An 18,938-nucleotide genomic window follows, 5' to 3' on the forward strand; every position below is an offset into this window, starting at 1 on the left:
AAACAAGTATATTTGAGCGCTTTAAAAATACCCAAATCGATGAATTCAAAAATCCTAATAACCTCAATTGTTGTTTCTTCTTTAGTTTTAGTTTCCTGTAAAAAGGAATTAGAACCGCAGGAAAGCACCGCAACGTCAGAACTGGTAAGACTTGGACTGGCAAAAGACAGCACAAAAGCAGCAGCTCCGGCAACGCAGACAACGGCACAGATGGCAAATCCAAACACAGTTTTGGGTGATACAAAAGGAATAAATCCGGCACACGGACAGCCGGGACATCGTTGCGATATTGCAGTGGGTGCTCCTTTAAATTCTGCCCCTGCACAGCAAGGGCAAGTTTCGGCAACGGCAGGGCAGGCGGTTCAGGTAAATCCGAATCAGAAGCAAGTGGTGACTACGACTACGCAGGTTAAAACAGCAAAAGGAATGAACCCGCCGCACGGGCAGCCGGGGCACAGATGTGATATTCCGGTTGGAGCGCCATTAAATTCTCCGGCAGCAAAAAAGGTTACTACAACAAATACAGCAGAAAGTGGTTCGGTTTCTCAGAATTTCACTGTTTCTCCGCCAGCTTCCAATCCGGTTCCGGCGTTGTTGAGCACAGAAGGAACAGAAAATAAAGTAGCAGACGGAATGAACCCGCCACACGGAAAACCGGGACACCGATGTGATATCGCCGTTGGAGCACCTCTTCCGAAATCTTAAAAAAAAGGAACAAAGGAGCAAAGGGACAAAGGGACAAAGAATAGAAAAACAAAGGGACAAAGATTATGAGTTTTCTCTGAACCTTTGTCCCTTTGCGCCTCTGAACCTCTTTTTAATGTTCTTTAATTTTTTCAAAAGTGGTAGTCAGGGACTTTTTGGCTTTTGCCAAAGCGCCGCTAAAAGCTTTTTCTAAGGTATCTGAATGTTCTGTAACCGTAATAGGCTGTAATTTTACGGGACGCACTTCGATGACACATCTTTTGTCGTTCAGACTGAATTTTTCTCCGTTTTCATCTCCAAAATGTACCTCTACGCGGGTAATTTTATCTTCAAAACGATCTAAGCTTTTTTCAATTTCGGCAGAAAAATAACTTTCTAATCTTGCGCTTCCTTCAATATTTTTGTCAGTGTTGATTTGTACTTTCATAATGGTTCATAATTTAATGATTGTTTCTCAAAGCTATCTTTTTTGATTAGAAAAGACAAGCGAGTTAAGGAAAGATTATGAAAAATTTAATTATTTAAAGGTCAATTTTGTACTTTAGATTTGAAGAAACTATTTTTAAGCTTTATTAATATAATAAAGTAAAAATCTTACAAATATGATTTGTTTTCGTATTTTTGTACTTCCTAAAATTCAAGAGTATGAAAACAATAAAACTTTTTGCCCATGTGGTATGCTGGCAGTATTGGAAACAACTGCAACGTTTTCTTGAAGACGTAGGACAGCTAACCCACATGGGCTTTATATTTCCTAAATTTCAAGATTATGAGTACAAACGCCCTTTTACAAGAAACCCAACTAAGATTAACGGAGTTTTTTGGTAATTCTATTGACACCAAAAGTATGGCAAAAACCATCCGACAAGTTAATTATTTACTTGCTTTAAATGCTATGCGCGAAAATGAAACCTTAAAACCGGAGATTATCAATCTCGAAGACAGTTTTTACTGGCTTAATAAATTGGCCGAGATTCTGGATCCATATTTGGAGGTTGAGTGATTTTTTTAGAAATGAGAAAAGCCACTTGTAAAGGAGTGGCTTTTTTATTTTGAGGATTGTCGTTCGTTTATTTCAGTTTGGATTTCTAATACAACAGAGTCTAAATTCTTTTTAATGTCATTGCTCCAGAAACGTAAAATCTTCCAGTTTTGAGATTCTAAATACGCATTGACTTCAATATCTCGCTGAATATTTCTTTCTATTTTTTTAACCCAGAATTCTGCATTGGTTTGTGGTTTCTTTCTGGTTTCCCAGTCTTTTCCGTGAAAGAATTCTGAATCTACAAAAATTGCGATTTTTAGTTTTTTGAAAGTTAAGTCTGGTTTGCCGAAAATGGTTTTGTTGTTTTTACGATATCTGTAACCCAGATTCCATAGAGCTTTTGCCAAAGCAATTTCGGCTTTAGTTTCTCTGCTTTTGATGGCACGCATATTTTTGGAGCGTTGCTCTGGGTTGTGGACGTCCATTTGATTCTAAAATTTATAATTAAGATGTTTTACAAATTTAATCCAAAAATAAAATTCCTTGCCTATTAATATGCCTAGCTAGTCTAGATTGTATTTCAGCTAATAATTCTTGTCTAATTCTATAGATTGGACTAATATTATTTTCCTTTGCAAGCTCTGTTGTAATAAAGTACCTAAAATCTAAAACTAAAACAAAGTCAATATTATCGTAATTAATTGAAAATGGACAAATAAAAATTGCTTCTGATTTATCATCAATATATTGTTGATAATCTTTAGGAATTAAAACCCCTTTAACTACCCTATCATATATATTATTGTTTTTTTGAACAAAATCACATACAGGAGTAACTACTACTGAGATCTTTTTCCAAGATTTTTTTATGTCTCTTCTTATTGTTTTGAATTCCGTATCAGCAATTTTCTTTAAAATTGCCTCATCGATTTCTTCCTCACTTTTTTCCTTAATACTGCTTTTTATTTTGAATAATGAAAATAACCTATGCAGCAGAGCACTAAATATCTCTTCTTTTTCATTATACAAAATAATATTTCCTGATTCGGAAAGTGATTTAATGTCTTTACTTAAATTTAGTTTTTCATTTATTGTTGAAATTATCAAATCTTTGTTAGTTTCATCATTTGTGTAAACTAAGTCCACAGGACTTTCAATTTTTAGATTGTAAACATTATTTTCAACTGTATCTTTGAATATTGAATTAAATGAAACAAGACTAGCTTTTATTTTATCTTCTGGATTTGAACCTTCAAAATAGTTTCCTAAATAAGCCTTTCCTAATTTATTAATTATATAATTACTATTGTTTGTCCAATTTTCGAATTGATGGTATGGAGAAAATATATTTTGTAAAGTTTTATCCGCAGAATTATGAACTTGATTTTCCCATTCTAATAAGATTTGGTACGATTTGTAATCTTCAAATTTGGTATTTATATTTGTAAATAATTCTTCTATTTTGTCGTCAAAATCTTCTGAATTATTTCCTTCAAGATCAAAGAAACTAGATTTATCTGCAGAAATATACCCAATAGGCTTTTTTCTAACCAACTCATTTGTAAAGATATCATCTTCTATTAAAGCCTTATGATGTTCATGTCTACTCCAATAGACTATTATGTAAGGATAATTATTTTCAGATATAACTCTATTTATAACAGGAATTAACCTTGATTTTAAAACCTTATTTTCATGTTCTCCATTATCGATTAAATTAATGTCGAGAAATAATAATCTAACATCATTATCCTTATCAATATCTTCATTAGGAAGAAAAAGCAAGTCTCCAGAATAGTACGAATGTGGTAATCTGTTTTTTGAAAGAACCTGTATAAGAGGCAATGCATGTTTAATTTGATCATCAATTATAGCAATTCTTCCATTAATTGGTAAATTCATAAATTTTATTTTTTAAATGCTAAAACAACTATCGCTCCTTTTTTAAATTCACTAGGGATTTCAAAATCTCCTTCATTAGGAAAATATAATCTTCCATTGTTAGCTTCCATGATTTCACTTGCTATATGTAACCCCAATCCCATACCACCTGGTTTTGCAGAAACAAATGGTTCTGTAATGTCGTCAGTAGGGATTAAAAAACCAGTACCATTATCTGCAATAATAAGATTTAAGAATTTTTCTTCTTCTCTTATATCAATAAAAACTTTTTTTATGAAAGATTCATTTTTTTCTATTGAAACAAAAGACTGTTGGTCTAGCCAATAAATTGCATTGTCTATGATGTTCATTATAGTTCCAATAAGTAGATTTTTTGCTATCTTAATTTTATTAGTGCCTCTATATGTTTTATACTGTTTTACAGTCTCAATTTTGTGAGACATAAGTCGATATTCAGTATTAAAAAGAGCTTGATCAAGAATTTGAGAAATGTTTTCTGATGTTTGACTAGATTTTCTTATTATCTCTGCATATCCATCTATTAATGATGATAAATGAGTTACTAATTGCAACGCTCTATTTGAAGTTTTTTCGCTTTTCAAAACTTTTTCTATTTCAAATAGAATTTTTTCAACTTCATGAACAACAACTGACATGCTTAATCCAGCTCCAGCAGCTTTAAGTAAATTTTCACTAATCTTTTTATAATCACTTTCAATTTTATCTAGATATTTGATAATCTGTTTTTTTACACCGGTATCCTTTATATTTAATTCAACATAATTTTTCGCTTCGCTTAGTGTGGATGCTAAAGGAGCTGATTTTGGGGTAGCTCCATATATTTCTTTTAATTTTTTTTTATCTGAAAGTCTTAATGTTTCAACTATTTCTAGTGAATGTAAAACAGAATTCCTGAAAAATTTATAAGCATCATTTTCTACAAAACCTTCCCTATTTGTTTTCTCAACTAAATCAGAACTACTTTTTCTTTCAAGATAAACCGCTCCTAATATTAAGTTATTACTAATTGCTTTGGTAGGTTGTTGGAATCTTCTAAAATCTAAATTTAGCCAATCATTTTCAGGTTCACCGTAATCATAAACTCGCAAACCATCACGGAAAACTTTAACACCTCCATTTGATTTTAAATATTTTTTGAAACCAACTTTGTCTGAAACACCCATTTTTAATAAAAATGGATCTTGATCAAAAACATATCCTTCAAATATTACTTTTCCTATATCATAATTTGAAAGAGAAAAAGATTCATCTTTTCCTTTATCATTTTTATATTTTAAAGTTTTGAATGTCTTGATTAAATCGTCATTAATTTTGATATGTCTCTCATTAAGTTTAGTCATCGTGGGCCAAGGCATGAAAGAATATTCGAAATCAGTTATTGAGCTATTTTCCATTGTTATTTTAAATTTGAACAATGAGAAATCTTTAACATCCTCCCATTTTAATAAACCATCAAACCAACCAGGCTTATCTAAAACATCAAAAGTAGGTAAGAACGAATCATCGTTTTTGAAAGGTGAAGCCAATGCGGTGATAGAGCGTTTAACTTCTCGCGCAATTCCTCTCTCCCATTTCTTTCGTAGTTTACTAATAATAATATTAGTTCCTGTTTTACCATTTTTAAAATGTTTTGGTATTGATCTCTCAATGATATTAATCGGAACTTCATTTAAATACTTATAATTATTGAAATCTTCCCAGTTTATTTTTACATATACTTCATTAAAACCATCAGCTTTTGTTGTTAATTCGATGATATTTCCTAATTTATGAACTCCAAAACGACCAATTCCTTTCTCACCAATCGGAGATCGACTATATTTTGGAGATGTTCTCTCTTCTTTAATTTGTTTGCTTTTAAAATCTGCCCCAGGTTCAAGCCATACATTTTCAACAATTTCAGGACTCATACCAAAACCATCATCTTCAATAATAATTATTCCTATATCTTGATCTTCTGCATTTTCCATGTATATATTAACAACGTTTGCATCAGCATCATATGAATTTTTAACTAATTCAACTAAAGCAATACTTTCATTTTTAATAAGTTGATCGCCCAATTGAATAAGTAAACGAGCTCTGGGTTTAAAACTCACCAAAGATTGTTTGTCATTATTTTCGATTAAATCTGGCATAATAATTCTTTCATTTTTTTAGCAATTGCATTCGCCATTAAAGGAGGGACAGCATTGCCAATTTGTTTAAACGCTGCAGAACGAGAACCTTCAAAATAAAAATCGTCAGGAAAAGATTGCAATCTTGCGGCTTCGCGAACAGAAATTGAACGACACTGTTTTTCATCAGGATGAATATAATGATGCCCATCTTTCGCAATATGAGCAACAACCGTATGAGAAACACCTAAACCATCAACTACTTTATAACGATCAATAAACGAAGTTTCATTTTTATGTGTTTTTAATTCTTCAGGCAAATCAGGATAAGATAATCTCTCTTTTCCTTTATTCCATTTTTGAATTGCGGTTTTGTAAATAGCTAAATCTCTTGAATTATGAGGTCTCGAAATATGTTGTGTAACAAAATCGACACCATTTCGCAATTCAAATTTTTCAAGATATTCGTTTTTTGTTTGCGTATATTTTACTGTTTTGTATCCTTCTCCAGGTTTTAATTTTGGTAAATCCTGAAAAGCGTCATTTACTTTGTACTGCTGAATTATTTTTTCAAATTCCGGATATCCAAAATCATTTTCTTTTTTCCAACCTACAATAATTATTCTTTTGCGAGCTTGTAAAACGCCGTAATCAGAGGCTGTTAAAGTTTCATGATAAACTTCGTAACCAATTCTTCTGAAATAAGCTTTCAGATTTTTAAAATGTTCTCCTTTACTTGCACTTAGCAATCCTGGAACATTTTCAAAAACAAATGCTTTTGGCTTAAATTGTTTAAGAAATCTTCCATATTGGATATATAATTTATTTCTTGGATCTTCTTCAATTTTATCCTGGTGTCTTCTCATTAATGAATAAGCCTGACATGGAGGACCTCCAATTATTAAGTCGATCTTTTTTCCTGATTGCTTTATTTTTTCAAAAAGCCCGGAAATTGTATCGTCATTTATTTCAATATTTATAACAGAAGAAAGAATTTTATTTGGAATTTCATTATAAAAAGCTTCTTGTGTGATCTCACCTTTTATGTAATTGTAATATAAATCAAGATTGTTTTTTGATTTTAAATAATGATATGCAGCTCTGGTTTTTATAGTTAAACAAGCTTCGGGATTCATCTCAATATGAGAAACTGGATTAAATCCTGCTTTGATAAATCCTTCAGACATACCAGATGCCCCGGCAAATAAATCAATAAAATTGAGATTGTTTTCCATAATTGAATTATTCATAAATATTTAATTCGAATGCTTTCGTTAGCATTCGCAATATATTAATCGGATAATTTCTTACAAAAATAAAAAATTATAATAATATAAAAACAAATATACTTTAATTAAGTAATTATATATTATGGAAAACCGTAATAAATGAATTATATCTTATACAAGATTAATAATAAGCAAAAAACTATCACTGCGTAATAAATACGGGATTTATTTATTCTTCTTCCCCCACTTAATCTTCATTTTTCCTTCATTATCATAAGCGATCAAATGCAGGACAATGCCGCGTTCGCGAACGGCTTTGCGTTCTTCTTTTTCGAGTTCGGCATCATTTTTAGAATTTCTAAGCGGGACAGTAAGCGCGAGATTGGTGCCGCGGCCGAAAGAATAGATGCCGCTTATATCAAAATTTAAAACACTGGAGCTAATCGTTAATTTATTAATGTCGACCTGTTCGCCACGCAAATTTAAATCGCCCGACAAATCGCTGAAAGTAATATTCTCGACATCGCGAAGCGGAAAAGCAAACTTCCCGACTTTCATAATCGGTTCAAAATTGAGTAACGCGCCCTGATTGACATTAAAAGTCAGTTTTCCTCGCATGGAGTTCACGATCAAGTCGCCTTTGCCGCTCATAAAACCCGTTACATTAGCGTTGCTGCTAAGTCGGCCCTTGATGTTTTTGGGACTGAAAGATTTGATTCCAAAATTATTGAAAGATTTGAGAAAACTTGCAATATCTACACGGTTCACCTGCGCTGTCGAACTAAAAATGTAATAATTGGCTTTGGGTTCTATCGCACCATTAAAAGTAATACTTCCGCCAGAGGTTTGCAGCGTTCCGTTTTTTAGCAAAAGCTTAGAATTCAGCATTTGCAATGTGGCTTTGGTATTGGTTGCGGTCATGGCGCCGTACGTAATTTTATCTGCTTTCAGATTGATCACGGCGGTACATTTATCTATAACCAATTTGAGCTGATTGGAGAAATTGACATTCCTTTTAGCCGGTTTTTTCTGTGCTGTTTTGGCCGCCGAATTGGTTTTTAAAACGCCTAAAAACTGTTTCACATCGATATTTGGACAATAAATATTCCAGTTAACAACCATTTTTTCGGGCGCGTCGTAATAGAGATTCAGGAAATTATCAATTTTTCCATCAATGCGAATGATGTTGTTTTTGTGTTTGTAGGCAATCTTTTTTATATAAAGCGCCTGTTCTGTAAAAGAAAGTTTTACATCGGTATTTTCTGCGCGGATATTTTTCGGCAGATACTCAAAAGTAGTTTTATCGACATCGACTTCACCAATAAAATGCGGTTTATTGATGTATAAGTCCACAATATCAAACTGAAATTTTAAATTGGCTTTGGCATGACCACTTTCAAAATGAAGAATTTTCTCGTTGGTCATCCCGTTGAGTTTCGAGACATCAAAATCCGAATTTAAAATTCCGGTTGCAATCGGTTTTTCAAGATTATTAATAGCAGCCTGCGGAATTTCCAGCGGAATATTTTCATAATCAGCTTTAAAATTGGTTAGAATTACCGCCGAATTGGCATCGCTAAATCCGTCGGGGGTTTTGAAGTTATTGGTAAAAATACCTTTAAAAGTACAATTGGTAAATAATCCGTCGGGAATCGTTAATTCGTTATTTCTAATGTCTGCCTGAACCACAATTTTAGGATCTCCTTCTACATTTAAATCGCCTCTTATATCACAATTTACTTTTATAGGCTTTTTTAAACCAAACTGATTAAGCTTGGAACTGATATTAGACGATAATAAATTGGATGCATTCTGCCATAAAATGTCGGTTGCGATATTGATTCCGAAAAGGGAATTTTTTTTGCCAATATTAAAAAAGGCTACAATATCGAAAGCATCATCTCCAATTTTAAGATGTTTGGTTTCAATGTCAATTTTTTCTTTGTCGGAGTTATAAGAAATAGCAAAATTTCCCTGTAACACTTTCGCTTTGGCAAAACTTCCGTGAACGGTATTAAAAGCCAGACTGTTTATTTTAGTTTTCAGAAACAAATTGGTTTGCCAGTTTTCGTCTTCATAATCGACTTTCGATTTTAAACTTTCTACAGCAAAATCAAACAATTTATGTCCAAGCTGGTTATCGATCGTAACATGCACATTTTCCAGAAGTACTTCGTCAATTGTAGTTTCAGGCTTTTCTTTATCGGTGGCGGTTTTTTTCTTTTTAGGTTTAAAAATATTGGTGTTAGAATATCCGTTTGCTGCTTTGTAGATGTTAATAGCCGCATCGCTTATTACAATTTTATGAATGCTTACTTCCTTTTGTATTAAGCTCCAGATATTCAATCGTACCTCAATTTCTGTAGCTTTCAGTAAGGTATGTTTGTGCGAATTCCATTGATTGTCTTTGAGTTCGACATCGCTCAGGGCTAAAGTGAAATTAGGAAAACCGGTTAGAAACTTATAATGAAAATCTTTTACATGAAATTTTCCGTTAATGCCCTCATTGATTTTATGATTGACTTTTGCAATTATTTCTGTTTTATTTTGATTGAAATAAACCGACAAAGCACCGTAGGCAAAAAGTAATAAACAGCAGACACCGACAATAAAAAATCCAAAACGTCTGGCATATTTTTTAAAACGCTCAGATCGAAAAAAGACCTTTAATTGGTGTAAAGTTTGCTGCATAACGGGTTAAATTTGATACATTAAAGATAGTGTAAAAATTTAACTTTAATTTAAATTTTTGATATTCAAATTAATACGAACTTTATGAAACAGACAAAATGTATTCTGACAGTATATAATTAATGACAATACATTTATAATGAAAACTAATTTAGTAATGGTGTCTGATTGGTTTTAAATTTTTAAATTTGTACTGTAGTTTGAAAATTAAGACATTCAGACATAATTTAATCTTAATATATTATGGCATTAGCAATAACAGATGCTACTTTTGATGAAGTAGTTTTAAAATCAGATAAACCTGTAATGGTAGATTTTTGGGCAGCATGGTGTGGTCCTTGTAGAATGGTTGGTCCAATCATTGACCAATTAAGCGAAGAGTACGCTGGTAAAGTAGTTGTTGGTAAAGTAGATGTAGATGCTAACCAGGAATTTGCTGCAAAATACGGTGTGCGTAACATACCAACTGTTTTGGTTTTCCAAAATGGTGAAGTAGTAGGTAAACAAGTAGGAGTTGCTCCGAAACAAGCTTACGCTGACAGCTTAGACGCTTTGTTGTAATCGACCTCGATTGCAATTGATATAAAAAAGGTTTGACGAAAGTCAGGCCTTTTTTATTTGTCTTATTTGCCACAGATTAAAAGTTTTTTGCCACGAATTCACAAATTGGCACCAATTTCTTTATTAATAATTTCAATTTCACGAATTTTCTGTTTCGAATTAAATTAGTGGCAAACTTCATTTAAAATATCAGAGTAAAAGTGGCGCCCGCATTGGGTTTGGAGCAGACCTCTATTTTACAATTTATGGCATTTGCCAGATCGCGGATTAAATGCAGACCCAGACCAGATTTGATTCCGATTACCTCAGATTCATCATATAAGGCTTTGAATTTTTCCTGAGTTCCGCCCGGGCCATTGTCGGTTATAGAGAGAAAATTTTTACCGTTTTCCTGCCAGGCTTTCCAGATAATTTGGGCATTTGGAGTTTTGTCTAAAGCTTTTATTGCGTTTCCTGTCAGGTTTCGGGTAATGGTTTTCAAATAATTTTTATCTGTTTGTAAAATGAGATTATTGGGATTTTCAAAGATCATCTCGATGTTTTCTGCACTGGCAAAATGTTTTTGGGTTTCTTCGAATATGGTTGAAACAGCCGTTTTTTTCAGATGAGGTTTAAAGTTTTCCATTTGTCCTTTGCTCCAAAGGAGAATGTCTTCCATAGAATCCAGTAAATTTTCGGCTCCGGTTGTAATTTTGGTTTGCATCCGGAGGGCCGTTTCTTCATCTATTAATTCCGGATTTTCTTTCTGAAGATGCAGAAAATGAATCAGATTCGAAACTGGACTTCTCAAATCATGATTCAGAATACTAAAAAACCTCGCTTTAATTTTATTGGCCTCATCCAATTCCTGATTCAGGGCCTGAAGTTTTAAATTCGTCTTTTTTCTAATCTGACTTTGTCTTAGTAACAACAATCCGATAATGAAAACCAGAATAATTCCGCCGGTTAATAAAAGGCGTTGTCTTCTCGCATCTTCAATCTGAATATTCTGCATTTCATTTTCTGTCGAAAGAGTCTTGATTTCCTGCGCTTTGGTTTTGTTCTGAAATCTGGCTTCGGCATTGGCAATACTTTTCCTGGCAGACTGCGCCATCATTTCGTCGTTGTTTTTGCTGTAGATTTCGTTATAATAAAAAGCTTCTTTCCATTGTCCGAGCGCGGCATAACTTTCAGACAGCTTTTTATTAATGGTGATAAACGATTCCTTGTCAAATTTCAGTGCTTTTTCTGAAGCTTTTTTAAGTATTTCTATTGCTTTTTTATGATCTCCTTTTTCGTTCAGAACCTTTCCCAAAATGGTATTGGCTTCCATTATAATATCTTCGTCATTCGATTTCTGCGCAAACAAAACCGATTTTTTTGCATAGTGATACGCCTTATCCAATTTGCCCAGATTAGTGCAATGTTCTGCCATGCTTCGGTTTGCAAAACTTAAGTTGATAAAAAGAGAATCTTTTGCGGTAGGATAAGTATAAACTAAGTTGTAATATTTTTGAACGCTGTCTTTTTCCTTCAGCGCAACATAGCTGTGCAGGTAATAGTTGCATATAAAAGCGCTTACGTATGGCGAATTTTTTACATACGGTTTGGCCTGATTAAAATATTCAATAGCTTTATCGTATTGTTTCATTTTGGTGTAAGCGCTGCCAATCTGAAGGTAAGAAATGCCTATGTTTTCTTCGTTTACTTTGGTTTTTTTAAGAAGCTTTTTATACGAAATCGCCTTTAACTGATACTGAATGAAGGTTTCGTACTCTGCATTGTTCTGATAATATTCTGCGAGACTTCCGTTTAAAACAGCTTTGGTATAATTGTTTTTTGTAGTGTCTAAAATTTGTTTGATATGCTGCGCTAAAAACTTACCTTTTGCCGTATCCTGAACAGAATAATAAACATAGTTTAAACGCATTAAAGTAGTGGTGAGATTCTTAAGATGATTGGCTTTTCTCGCATATTTCCACGCTTCTTCATAATTATCCAGCGCTTTTTTATACTGATTGTTGCTGAATTCGTACCCAAGCCCTTTCTGAATGTAAAACCGGCTCACATAGGCATTGTGGTTTTGAGCAATCTCAATTCCTTTGCTGGCTGCAATTATTAATTGGGGATAATCTTCTTTTTCTAAAAGTGCATTTGTATACCGGAGCCATATTTTTAGTTTTTCGTCCCTTGTTTTATAGCGTGCTAAATTAGGTTCCTGCTGTGAAAAAGCATTCAGCGAAAAAAAAAGTAAAAGCAGCACCTTTATACTTCTCATGCCATCAGATTTAGATTCTCTTTGTAACTTCTTCCAATGGGAATTATGACATTATTATTCAAAATAATTTCGTTAGAATTAATCTTCTGAATATATTGTTTCTGTACGGCATAACTTCTGTGAACGCGCACAAAGGACTGAAAATGTTCTTCTTTCAATAAATTCCCAATGCTTGACAACACACAATGTCTTTTCTTTTCTGTAATTACCAGAGTATAATCCTTTAGTGCTTCGAGATAGAGAATTTCGTGCAGTTTTACTTTGGTTTGTTCGTGTCCTTCTTTTATATAAATCGTATCGCCGCCAATACTCGCTTCAAAAAGAGACGCCTTGATTTTGATTTCCATAAATTCTTCAATACGGTTTATGGTTTGTGTAAAGCGTTCCAGTTTCAAAGGTTTTACAATAAAATCCAGCGTTTCAATCTGAAAACTCTCTACGGCATGTTCGGGATGAGCGGTAATAAAGACGCAAACCGGAACTTCGAGCGCTTTTTTCCTAAAGTCAATTCCGTTAAGACCCGGCATGTCGATATCCAGAAATAAGATGTCGATCTTTTCTTTTTCTAAAAAAGGAACAGCTTCCTCAGCCGATTCAAAAACGCCTAAAATCTCCAAAACAGGAAACTTCTTAGCATAAGAAACTGCCGTAAGTCGGTCTATTTCGTCATCATCAACAATAATACAAGAGTATTTTTTCATCATCCAATTGGCTTTTACAACAAAAAATCAGTCGTCTGTCTATTTAAAATGCTGTTCGTCTATTAGCGGTTTTTTAGCAGAATTTAATACGGCAACTTTGTCCTGTAATTCAATCACAAGCAAAAAAAAACCTTGACGATTGTTGCAAAAATAAAGCTATTGAATTAAAAAAGAAGCGTTTGACCAAATTTTTACAACTAAAATTATTATGAAAAATTTCAAAACCATTATTACAATTTTTTTACTGTCCATTTCTGTAATTTCATGCAGCAGCGATGACGGAACCGATGGAATAAACGGAGTAGACGGTGCACAAGGACCCGCAGGAACTGCAAATGTTATTTACAGCACCTGGATGACAGCTCCTACTGCAGCGGCAGAAACTATAGATGGAACTTCCGGACTATCAACGTCTATAAATGCTCCGGAACTGTCGGCAGATATTTTAGCAAAAGGAACTATACTCGTTTATATGTCATTTGGCGGTGGTACTAATCCATTGCCTTACACCTCAACAGCAGGTGGATTTGTGAACACAATTACTGCCATTCCAGCTTTACAGAAAATTAAACTGTTCCGATTTAAACATGCAGCAGACGGAACCACTGTTGGACTTCCTACGACGCTTAACTGGAGATATATCTTAATTCCTGGCGGTGTTGCAGCAACAACTTCAAAAACGGCAAAGCCGGATTATTCTAAAATGAGTTACGAAGAAGTTTGTGCCCGTTTTAATATCAAACCTTAATTTCTAAACCATCACAATTCAATTTAAAATAACTAAATCAAAAATTAATATCATGAAAACTTTGAAAACCATTTTTACCCTTTTAATAACTGCCGCTTTAGCCATTTCATGCAGCAGCGATAAAGATGATGCCCCAAAATTTAAAACAGAAAATCCGCTCGAGGCTTATTATACAGCAACAGGTTTCAATACTTCTACAAATTTCATCAATTCCGGCGATTATGAGTTTGGTCTGGTTTTTACACCAACCGTAAAAGGAAAAATAAAAGCCATTACACTCAAACTGCCAGCTGTAAACCCTGCGGTTCGTGTAACAATCTGGGATTATGCCAGTAAAGCGGTATTACGTTCAGAAACAGTAAACGTGGTAGCAGCAGATGCCGTAGTCACTAAAGAAATAAACGAACTGGCGCTTGACAAGGACAAAAAGTACATGATTACCATGAATTCTAATGACTGGTACAACAAGAACAAGGTCGATAAATCAAACGCTGTATACCCAATTGTGGCTGGAAATATTACTTTCAATGAATACAGATGGATTGGTGGTACCGCACAAACTTTCCCAACTACTGTTTCTTCCAGCTATAATGCAGGAGACTTAAGCTTCGATTTTCAACAAACAGAATAATTCTTTTTTTTGGATAGCTTTGAATTAGTAAAGAAAAAGGTTTGACAATCGTCAGGCCTTTTTTGTTCCAAACTTTTTTATCTCAGAATACAGTACAAGCATTGGAGTATATTTGAAATAATAGTAAAACCACTTAAAATATTAGTTATGAAAGTATTATATTTATTAATTATCATGATATGCAATTCAATAGGGAGTTTTGCGCAAGATCCCGGGCAGGATTTAAAAGAGATCATTCAACAGCAGGAAACAGACTGGAATAAAAATGATATGAAAGCATTTTCAAGTGTATTCAGCGATGACGCGACACTTATAAACTTCTTAGGAATGTACTGGAAGGGAAGAGAAAATATCATTACCGAATTCTCTCATATAAACGAGTGCTGTATTAAGCCGACTATGGTGAAATTTGAATTTTTAGATTCTAAAATGCTTTCTAAAAATGCTGCTTTTGCACATATAAAAGAAACACTAACTGCTAAAGAAGATTATGCCGTTCCCGGCGGAATGGTGAAGAAAGGTACGGTGAGCACTAAATTTATAACTGCAATTTTTGAAAAAAGCAACAAGAATAAATGGGAAATTACCAGTATGCAGGTAACACAGGTAAATGTACCTCCCGGAAAATAACAATTTAGTTTTAAAAAAAAGCAGAACCCTTTTTTATGAGAGTTCTGCTTTTTAAATTAAACATTAAAATAAATTAATGATTATGGCTATCGCTGTTTTCATGACCAACAACTGTAATCATGTAAGGCGTAGCAGAAACCTTTGTTTTCTTAATTGCCAGTGATGAAAGATTTACCTGCAATAATTCTCCGGTCGTTGGAGAAGTGATATAAGCAAATCGGTCTGTAACTGCCATTTGTGGTTTTAGAGTGGCATCTGTTGCAGTTTCTGTTGTAGCTTTAACTTCTTTTTCTACCTGCAAACTGCCTAAATTGTAAAGTTTAAATTCTCCCGAATGTAAAAGCACAGCCAGTTTCTTATGATCGTAACTTACTTTACATTGCATAATTGCTGTACTCTGAACAATTGGTTTAACCGTACTGTTTACAACATCAATTAGATAAGCGCCTTTTGCAGCTGTGTATCCAATAAATTTTCCTGCAGAAGCAGTTTCTAAAATGCTGCCAAACCATGCAGTTCCAAAATCTTCAGGATGCGCGATTAATTTTTGGTTTCCATTGCTTTCTACAACCAAAATACCGCTTGCAGAACCAAAAACTGCGTAAACTCCGTCAGAAGCATTTCCGTGAATTCCTGTTGTTGCAATTTTAGCATCAAAAAGAGTTTTACCGGAGTTGTCGATAATTTTTACTTTTTCAGGCAGCGTTCCTGTAACCGAATTGTCCTTTACGGTAATAGCATAAGTACCATTTGTAAAAGTTGCCATTGCACCATGGTGTGCCAATAAACCAGCATTTATAGTTTTAAAAGTAGCACCAGCCTTGTTTACATCTCCTTCTTTTCCAACAGAAAGCGTTCCGTCTCCGTCATTAAAAGTCAGGATTTCGCCAATTTTACTTTTAAAATGCGTTGGTTTTAAAGAACTTCCTGCCAAAAGACCAAATTTTGGTACGTCATCCACATCCACGTGATCGCCGTGCATTTCGAGTCCGCTGTCAAATGTTTCTGTAAAATTATTATCTCTGTGAATAATTCCTGCAAAACGTCCCGATTCTGTAGTGTACAAAGACGATTTCGGGAATTTGGCTGTAAAAGAACTAATCTTGTCTTCATGCGGATTAAAAAGAGTCAGTTCTGTTGTTTTTTCATCAGAAAGTAAAATTCTCACGTAAGTGTGTTCTTCTGACGTTTCGTCGTGATCATGATCGTCATGATTGTCGTCGTCGTTGCTGCAAGAAACAGCAAAAACGGAAATTGTAAATAAAAAAAGCAGTTTGTAAAAATTGTTTTTCATTGTAGTAATGGTTTTAAAATGTGTAAATAATTCGATTTGATTGTGGTAATTATCGTGAAACCGAAAACGGAAACTTCATCGATACAATAATGTTCCGGCCGGCTTCCGGAAGTTCGATTAAACGGTAAAAGCTCGTATGATTTAAGTATTTTGTATTGAATAAATTTTGAACCTGAACGCTTATGCTGATGTCTTGTTTCCCGGTTTTAAGTTTTGTTCCCAAAGCGAGATTAAAAACATGACTTTCGTCGGTTTTCTTTTCCGGCGGAACAATATAATTTTGTTTTCCTGTAAGGCGATAATCAACAGAAAAATAGGCGTCTTTTAAAAATGGAATCTGAGGTTCGTAATTCAGTCCAAGCAAAACAGAAGGCGGTGGCGAAAACGGAAGTGTATATCCTTTTTTATTTCCTGATTTTTGTTCCGAGTAAAGATATTCTGCTGCAATTTCTGCGCTTAAAGATTTTATAAAATAATATCTCGTTTGTAATTCTGCACCATAACGCAAGACCTTGCTTTGCTCGTATTCAAAAACCTGATTTCCTGCACCGTAATACATATCATGGCCAGAAGTCGGATTGAGATAAATAAAATTGGGAAAATAATTTACAAACGGTGTCAATTGAAAAGTCCAGTTTTGCTGTTGCCATTCCATTCCCAAATCCAATTGATAAGAACGTTCTGCATCCAGATTCGGATTTCCTTTTTCAAATCTGAAATAATGATAATTTACTCCGTTTGAAGCCAGTTCTTTCGCGATAGGCATTCTAAAACTCGATCCTAAATTCGCTTTAAGCGAAAGTTTTCCGGGATTGTAATTGACGCCGGCCGACCAGGTAAAACTGTCAAAAGTTTTGGTCAGGTCCAGGGAACGCTGTAAAAAATCCGTTTGTGCAGAATCGTTGTCAGCAACCGGACTTTCGAACCAGTCGTAATAAGATTTCATTTTAATTTTTCCAAAATCATAGCGCAGTGCCCCATTTACAAACCACTCGTCATTCAGTTCATATTTGTCGTAAACAAATACGCCGGCATTAAACTGCGAAAAAGAAGGAATCAGAAAACTCCATCCTCCAATCGTATTTTCCTGCGCAGCGACGTTGGTTCCAACTGTAATTTGATGACGATTAATCGCAAATTCATCCTTAACAGAAAACGACCAGACGTCTTTATCATATTGACGTTCCAGATCTTGCGGCGCATACATGTCCTCCGGATAAATAGCAGGCATGTAACCGTGATTAACGTAATGACTCCATTCTCTACGAAAGTTCTTCTGAAATCCGATCTGCGTTTCAAAAGAATGATTTCTTAGCCGAAAAGAAGTCGTATTGCTAACCTTTAAATGATTAACCTGTTGGTATGGCATTAAAATATCACGACTCGACTTGTCGTGTAATTCCATATTTACATTTCTGGGTTCAAGTCCGTGTGCATTTGCAAAAAATCCGCTTTTAGAATACACATTGCTGAAATAGAAAACCGACTTTAAATTTTCGCCTGAATATCCTGTGCTGAAATGAAAATCCAGTTCACGTCCGGCCGTGTTTCGTAAATGATTTTTGTATAAAGGCACTGCATAACTGTAGACATAAACCATATCTGCTGGAACACGATAATCCCCATAATCCATCATTGTCACGCGGGTATCAAAGAACCAGTTTTCATTTCTTCCGAACAAATTAAGAGAACTTCCAAACTGTGCGTTATTGTTTTTTCCGACAAGATCCACGCTTCCGCCAAAAGTATTTTTTGAAGGAAGAGCAAGCGGTTTAATGTTGATCGCGCCACCCACGGCATCAGATCCGTAGATAAATGAAGAAGGCCCTTTTATAATTTCGACGCGATTAACCGCGTATTGATCAATTTCTAAACCATGATCGGCGCCCCATTGCTGGCCCTCGTGCTTTAAACCATTTTCGACCACAATAACCTGATTAAAGCTCAAACCCCGAATAAGTGGTTTTGAACCTCCGGAACCAATTGAAATAGTCTTAATACCCGGCAGTCGCTGCAAAGATTGCATAAAACTTCCGCCAAGGTTGCGCTGTATAAAATTGCTATTCACAATTTCAATATTCAGCGATTCTTCTTTTTTCAGTTTATCAATATAGTTGCCACTGACCAGAACTTCATTAAGTTCTTTTATTTCAGGTTTTAAAATGAGGATAAGCGGTTTCGAAAAATCTCTAAGTTCTCTTTCTTCCGAAGCAAAACCTGAAAAGCTGACCCTTAAGCGATTTGTGCCCAAAGGAATTTCATTCCAGAAAAAGGAGCCATTTTTATCCGTCAAAACTGTTTTATTGGAGGGGTACAAAGTCACAACAGCACCTTCTAATGGTTGGTTTTGAGGAGTAAAAACGCTTCCCGATAGTTTTGTCTGAGAAAAAGAGATCGTCGAAATCAGCAAAAAAACAATTGGTAAAAAGCAATATTTCCAAAAAAGGATTGGGGCATTCTTCATTA

The 18,938-nt window shown here is 34.4% G+C and carries 16 protein-coding genes; 6 read left to right on the forward strand and 10 right to left on the reverse strand.

Translation table 11 applies throughout. The features are described from left to right. The first annotated feature begins 39 nt into the window (after positions 1-39). Positions 40-705: a hypothetical protein gene (locus ABEB31_RS04405; protein WP_347050132.1), complete on the forward strand. Its 666-nt coding sequence runs from the start codon at positions 40-42 to the stop codon at positions 703-705. 112 nt (positions 706-817) lie between these two features. On the opposite strand, the gene ABEB31_RS04410 is transcribed toward ABEB31_RS04405, so the two are convergent. Next, positions 818-1,132: an HPF/RaiA family ribosome-associated protein gene (locus tag ABEB31_RS04410; protein ID WP_347050133.1), complete on the reverse strand. Its 315-nt coding sequence runs from the start codon at positions 1,130-1,132 to the stop codon at positions 818-820. 342 nt (positions 1,133-1,474) lie between these two features. On the opposite strand from ABEB31_RS04410, the gene ABEB31_RS04415 reads away from it, so the two are divergent. Further along, positions 1,475-1,708, forward strand: a complete 234-nt coding sequence (locus ABEB31_RS04415) for a hypothetical protein (RefSeq protein WP_347050134.1) — start codon at positions 1,475-1,477, stop codon at positions 1,706-1,708. Positions 1,709-1,752: 44 nt separating this feature from the next. Here ABEB31_RS04415 and ABEB31_RS04420 read toward each other — a convergent pair whose 3' ends face one another. The 5 genes from ABEB31_RS04420 to ABEB31_RS04440 form a co-directional block, all read right to left on the reverse strand. Next, positions 1,753-2,175, reverse strand: coding sequence for a very short patch repair endonuclease (locus tag ABEB31_RS04420; protein WP_347050136.1), 423 nt, complete (start codon positions 2,173-2,175; stop codon positions 1,753-1,755). Positions 2,176-2,212: 37 nt separating this feature from the next. Then, a complete protein-coding gene (locus ABEB31_RS04425) occupies positions 2,213-3,592 on the reverse strand; it encodes a hypothetical protein (RefSeq protein ID WP_347050137.1) in 1,380 nt (459 codons plus the stop codon). 5 nt (positions 3,593-3,597) lie between these two features. Further along, positions 3,598-5,751 carry an ATP-binding protein gene (locus ABEB31_RS04430; RefSeq protein WP_347050138.1) on the reverse strand — a complete coding sequence of 718 codons (2,154 nt, stop codon included), beginning with the start codon at positions 5,749-5,751 and terminating at the stop codon, positions 3,598-3,600. Beyond that, on the reverse strand, positions 5,739-6,980 hold the full coding sequence (locus tag ABEB31_RS04435) for a DNA cytosine methyltransferase (RefSeq protein ID WP_347050139.1): 1,242 nt from the start codon (positions 6,978-6,980) through the stop codon (positions 5,739-5,741). Before ABEB31_RS04435 ends, ABEB31_RS04430 begins: the two co-directional genes overlap by 13 nt. Before the next feature lie 204 nt (positions 6,981-7,184). After that, on the reverse strand, positions 7,185-9,650 hold the full coding sequence (locus ABEB31_RS04440) for an AsmA family protein (protein ID WP_347050140.1): 2,466 nt from the start codon (positions 9,648-9,650) through the stop codon (positions 7,185-7,187). Positions 9,651-9,893: 243 nt separating this feature from the next. Here ABEB31_RS04440 and trxA point away from each other — a divergent pair, with 243 nt between their 5' ends. After that, entirely contained in the window at positions 9,894-10,211 is a 318-nt protein-coding gene (gene trxA / locus ABEB31_RS04445; protein WP_008466289.1) for a thioredoxin, read from the forward strand. Between the two features lie 181 nt (positions 10,212-10,392). On the opposite strand, the gene ABEB31_RS04450 is transcribed toward trxA, so the two are convergent. Together ABEB31_RS04450 and ABEB31_RS04455 are read right to left on the reverse strand one after the other, a co-directional pair. Next, positions 10,393-12,468 carry an ATP-binding protein gene (locus tag ABEB31_RS04450; RefSeq protein WP_347050141.1) on the reverse strand — a complete coding sequence of 692 codons (2,076 nt, stop codon included), beginning with the start codon at positions 12,466-12,468 and terminating at the stop codon, positions 10,393-10,395. Beyond that, positions 12,465-13,172 carry a LytR/AlgR family response regulator transcription factor gene (locus ABEB31_RS04455; protein ID WP_347050142.1) on the reverse strand — a complete coding sequence of 236 codons (708 nt, stop codon included), beginning with the start codon at positions 13,170-13,172 and terminating at the stop codon, positions 12,465-12,467. Before ABEB31_RS04455 ends, ABEB31_RS04450 begins: the two co-directional genes overlap by 4 nt. Before the next feature lie 205 nt (positions 13,173-13,377). Here ABEB31_RS04455 and ABEB31_RS04460 point away from each other — a divergent pair, with 205 nt between their 5' ends. The 3 genes from ABEB31_RS04460 (at position 13,378) to ABEB31_RS04470 (ending at position 15,178) form a co-directional block, all read left to right on the forward strand. Then, a complete protein-coding gene (locus ABEB31_RS04460; protein WP_347050143.1) occupies positions 13,378-13,917 on the forward strand; it encodes a hypothetical protein in 540 nt (179 codons plus the stop codon). Between the two features lie 52 nt (positions 13,918-13,969). Continuing rightward, positions 13,970-14,548 (forward strand): hypothetical protein, encoded by a 579-nt coding sequence (locus ABEB31_RS04465; RefSeq protein ID WP_347050144.1) that lies wholly within the window; start codon positions 13,970-13,972, stop codon positions 14,546-14,548. 147 nt (positions 14,549-14,695) lie between these two features. Beyond that, on the forward strand, positions 14,696-15,178 hold the full coding sequence (locus tag ABEB31_RS04470; protein WP_347050146.1) for a YybH family protein: 483 nt from the start codon (positions 14,696-14,698) through the stop codon (positions 15,176-15,178). Positions 15,179-15,251: 73 nt separating this feature from the next. On the opposite strand, the gene ABEB31_RS04475 is transcribed toward ABEB31_RS04470, so the two are convergent. Further along, positions 15,252-16,472 (reverse strand): hypothetical protein, encoded by a 1,221-nt coding sequence (locus ABEB31_RS04475; protein WP_347050147.1) that lies wholly within the window; start codon positions 16,470-16,472, stop codon positions 15,252-15,254. A gap of 49 nt (positions 16,473-16,521) precedes the next feature. Then, entirely contained in the window at positions 16,522-18,936 is a 2,415-nt protein-coding gene (locus tag ABEB31_RS04480) for a TonB-dependent receptor (protein ID WP_347050148.1), read from the reverse strand. Between the last annotated feature and the right edge of the window lie 2 nt (positions 18,937-18,938).

Source organism: Flavobacterium olei (assembly GCF_039749035.1).
Classification (GTDB): Bacteria; Bacteroidota; Bacteroidia; order Flavobacteriales; family Flavobacteriaceae; genus Flavobacterium; species Flavobacterium olei.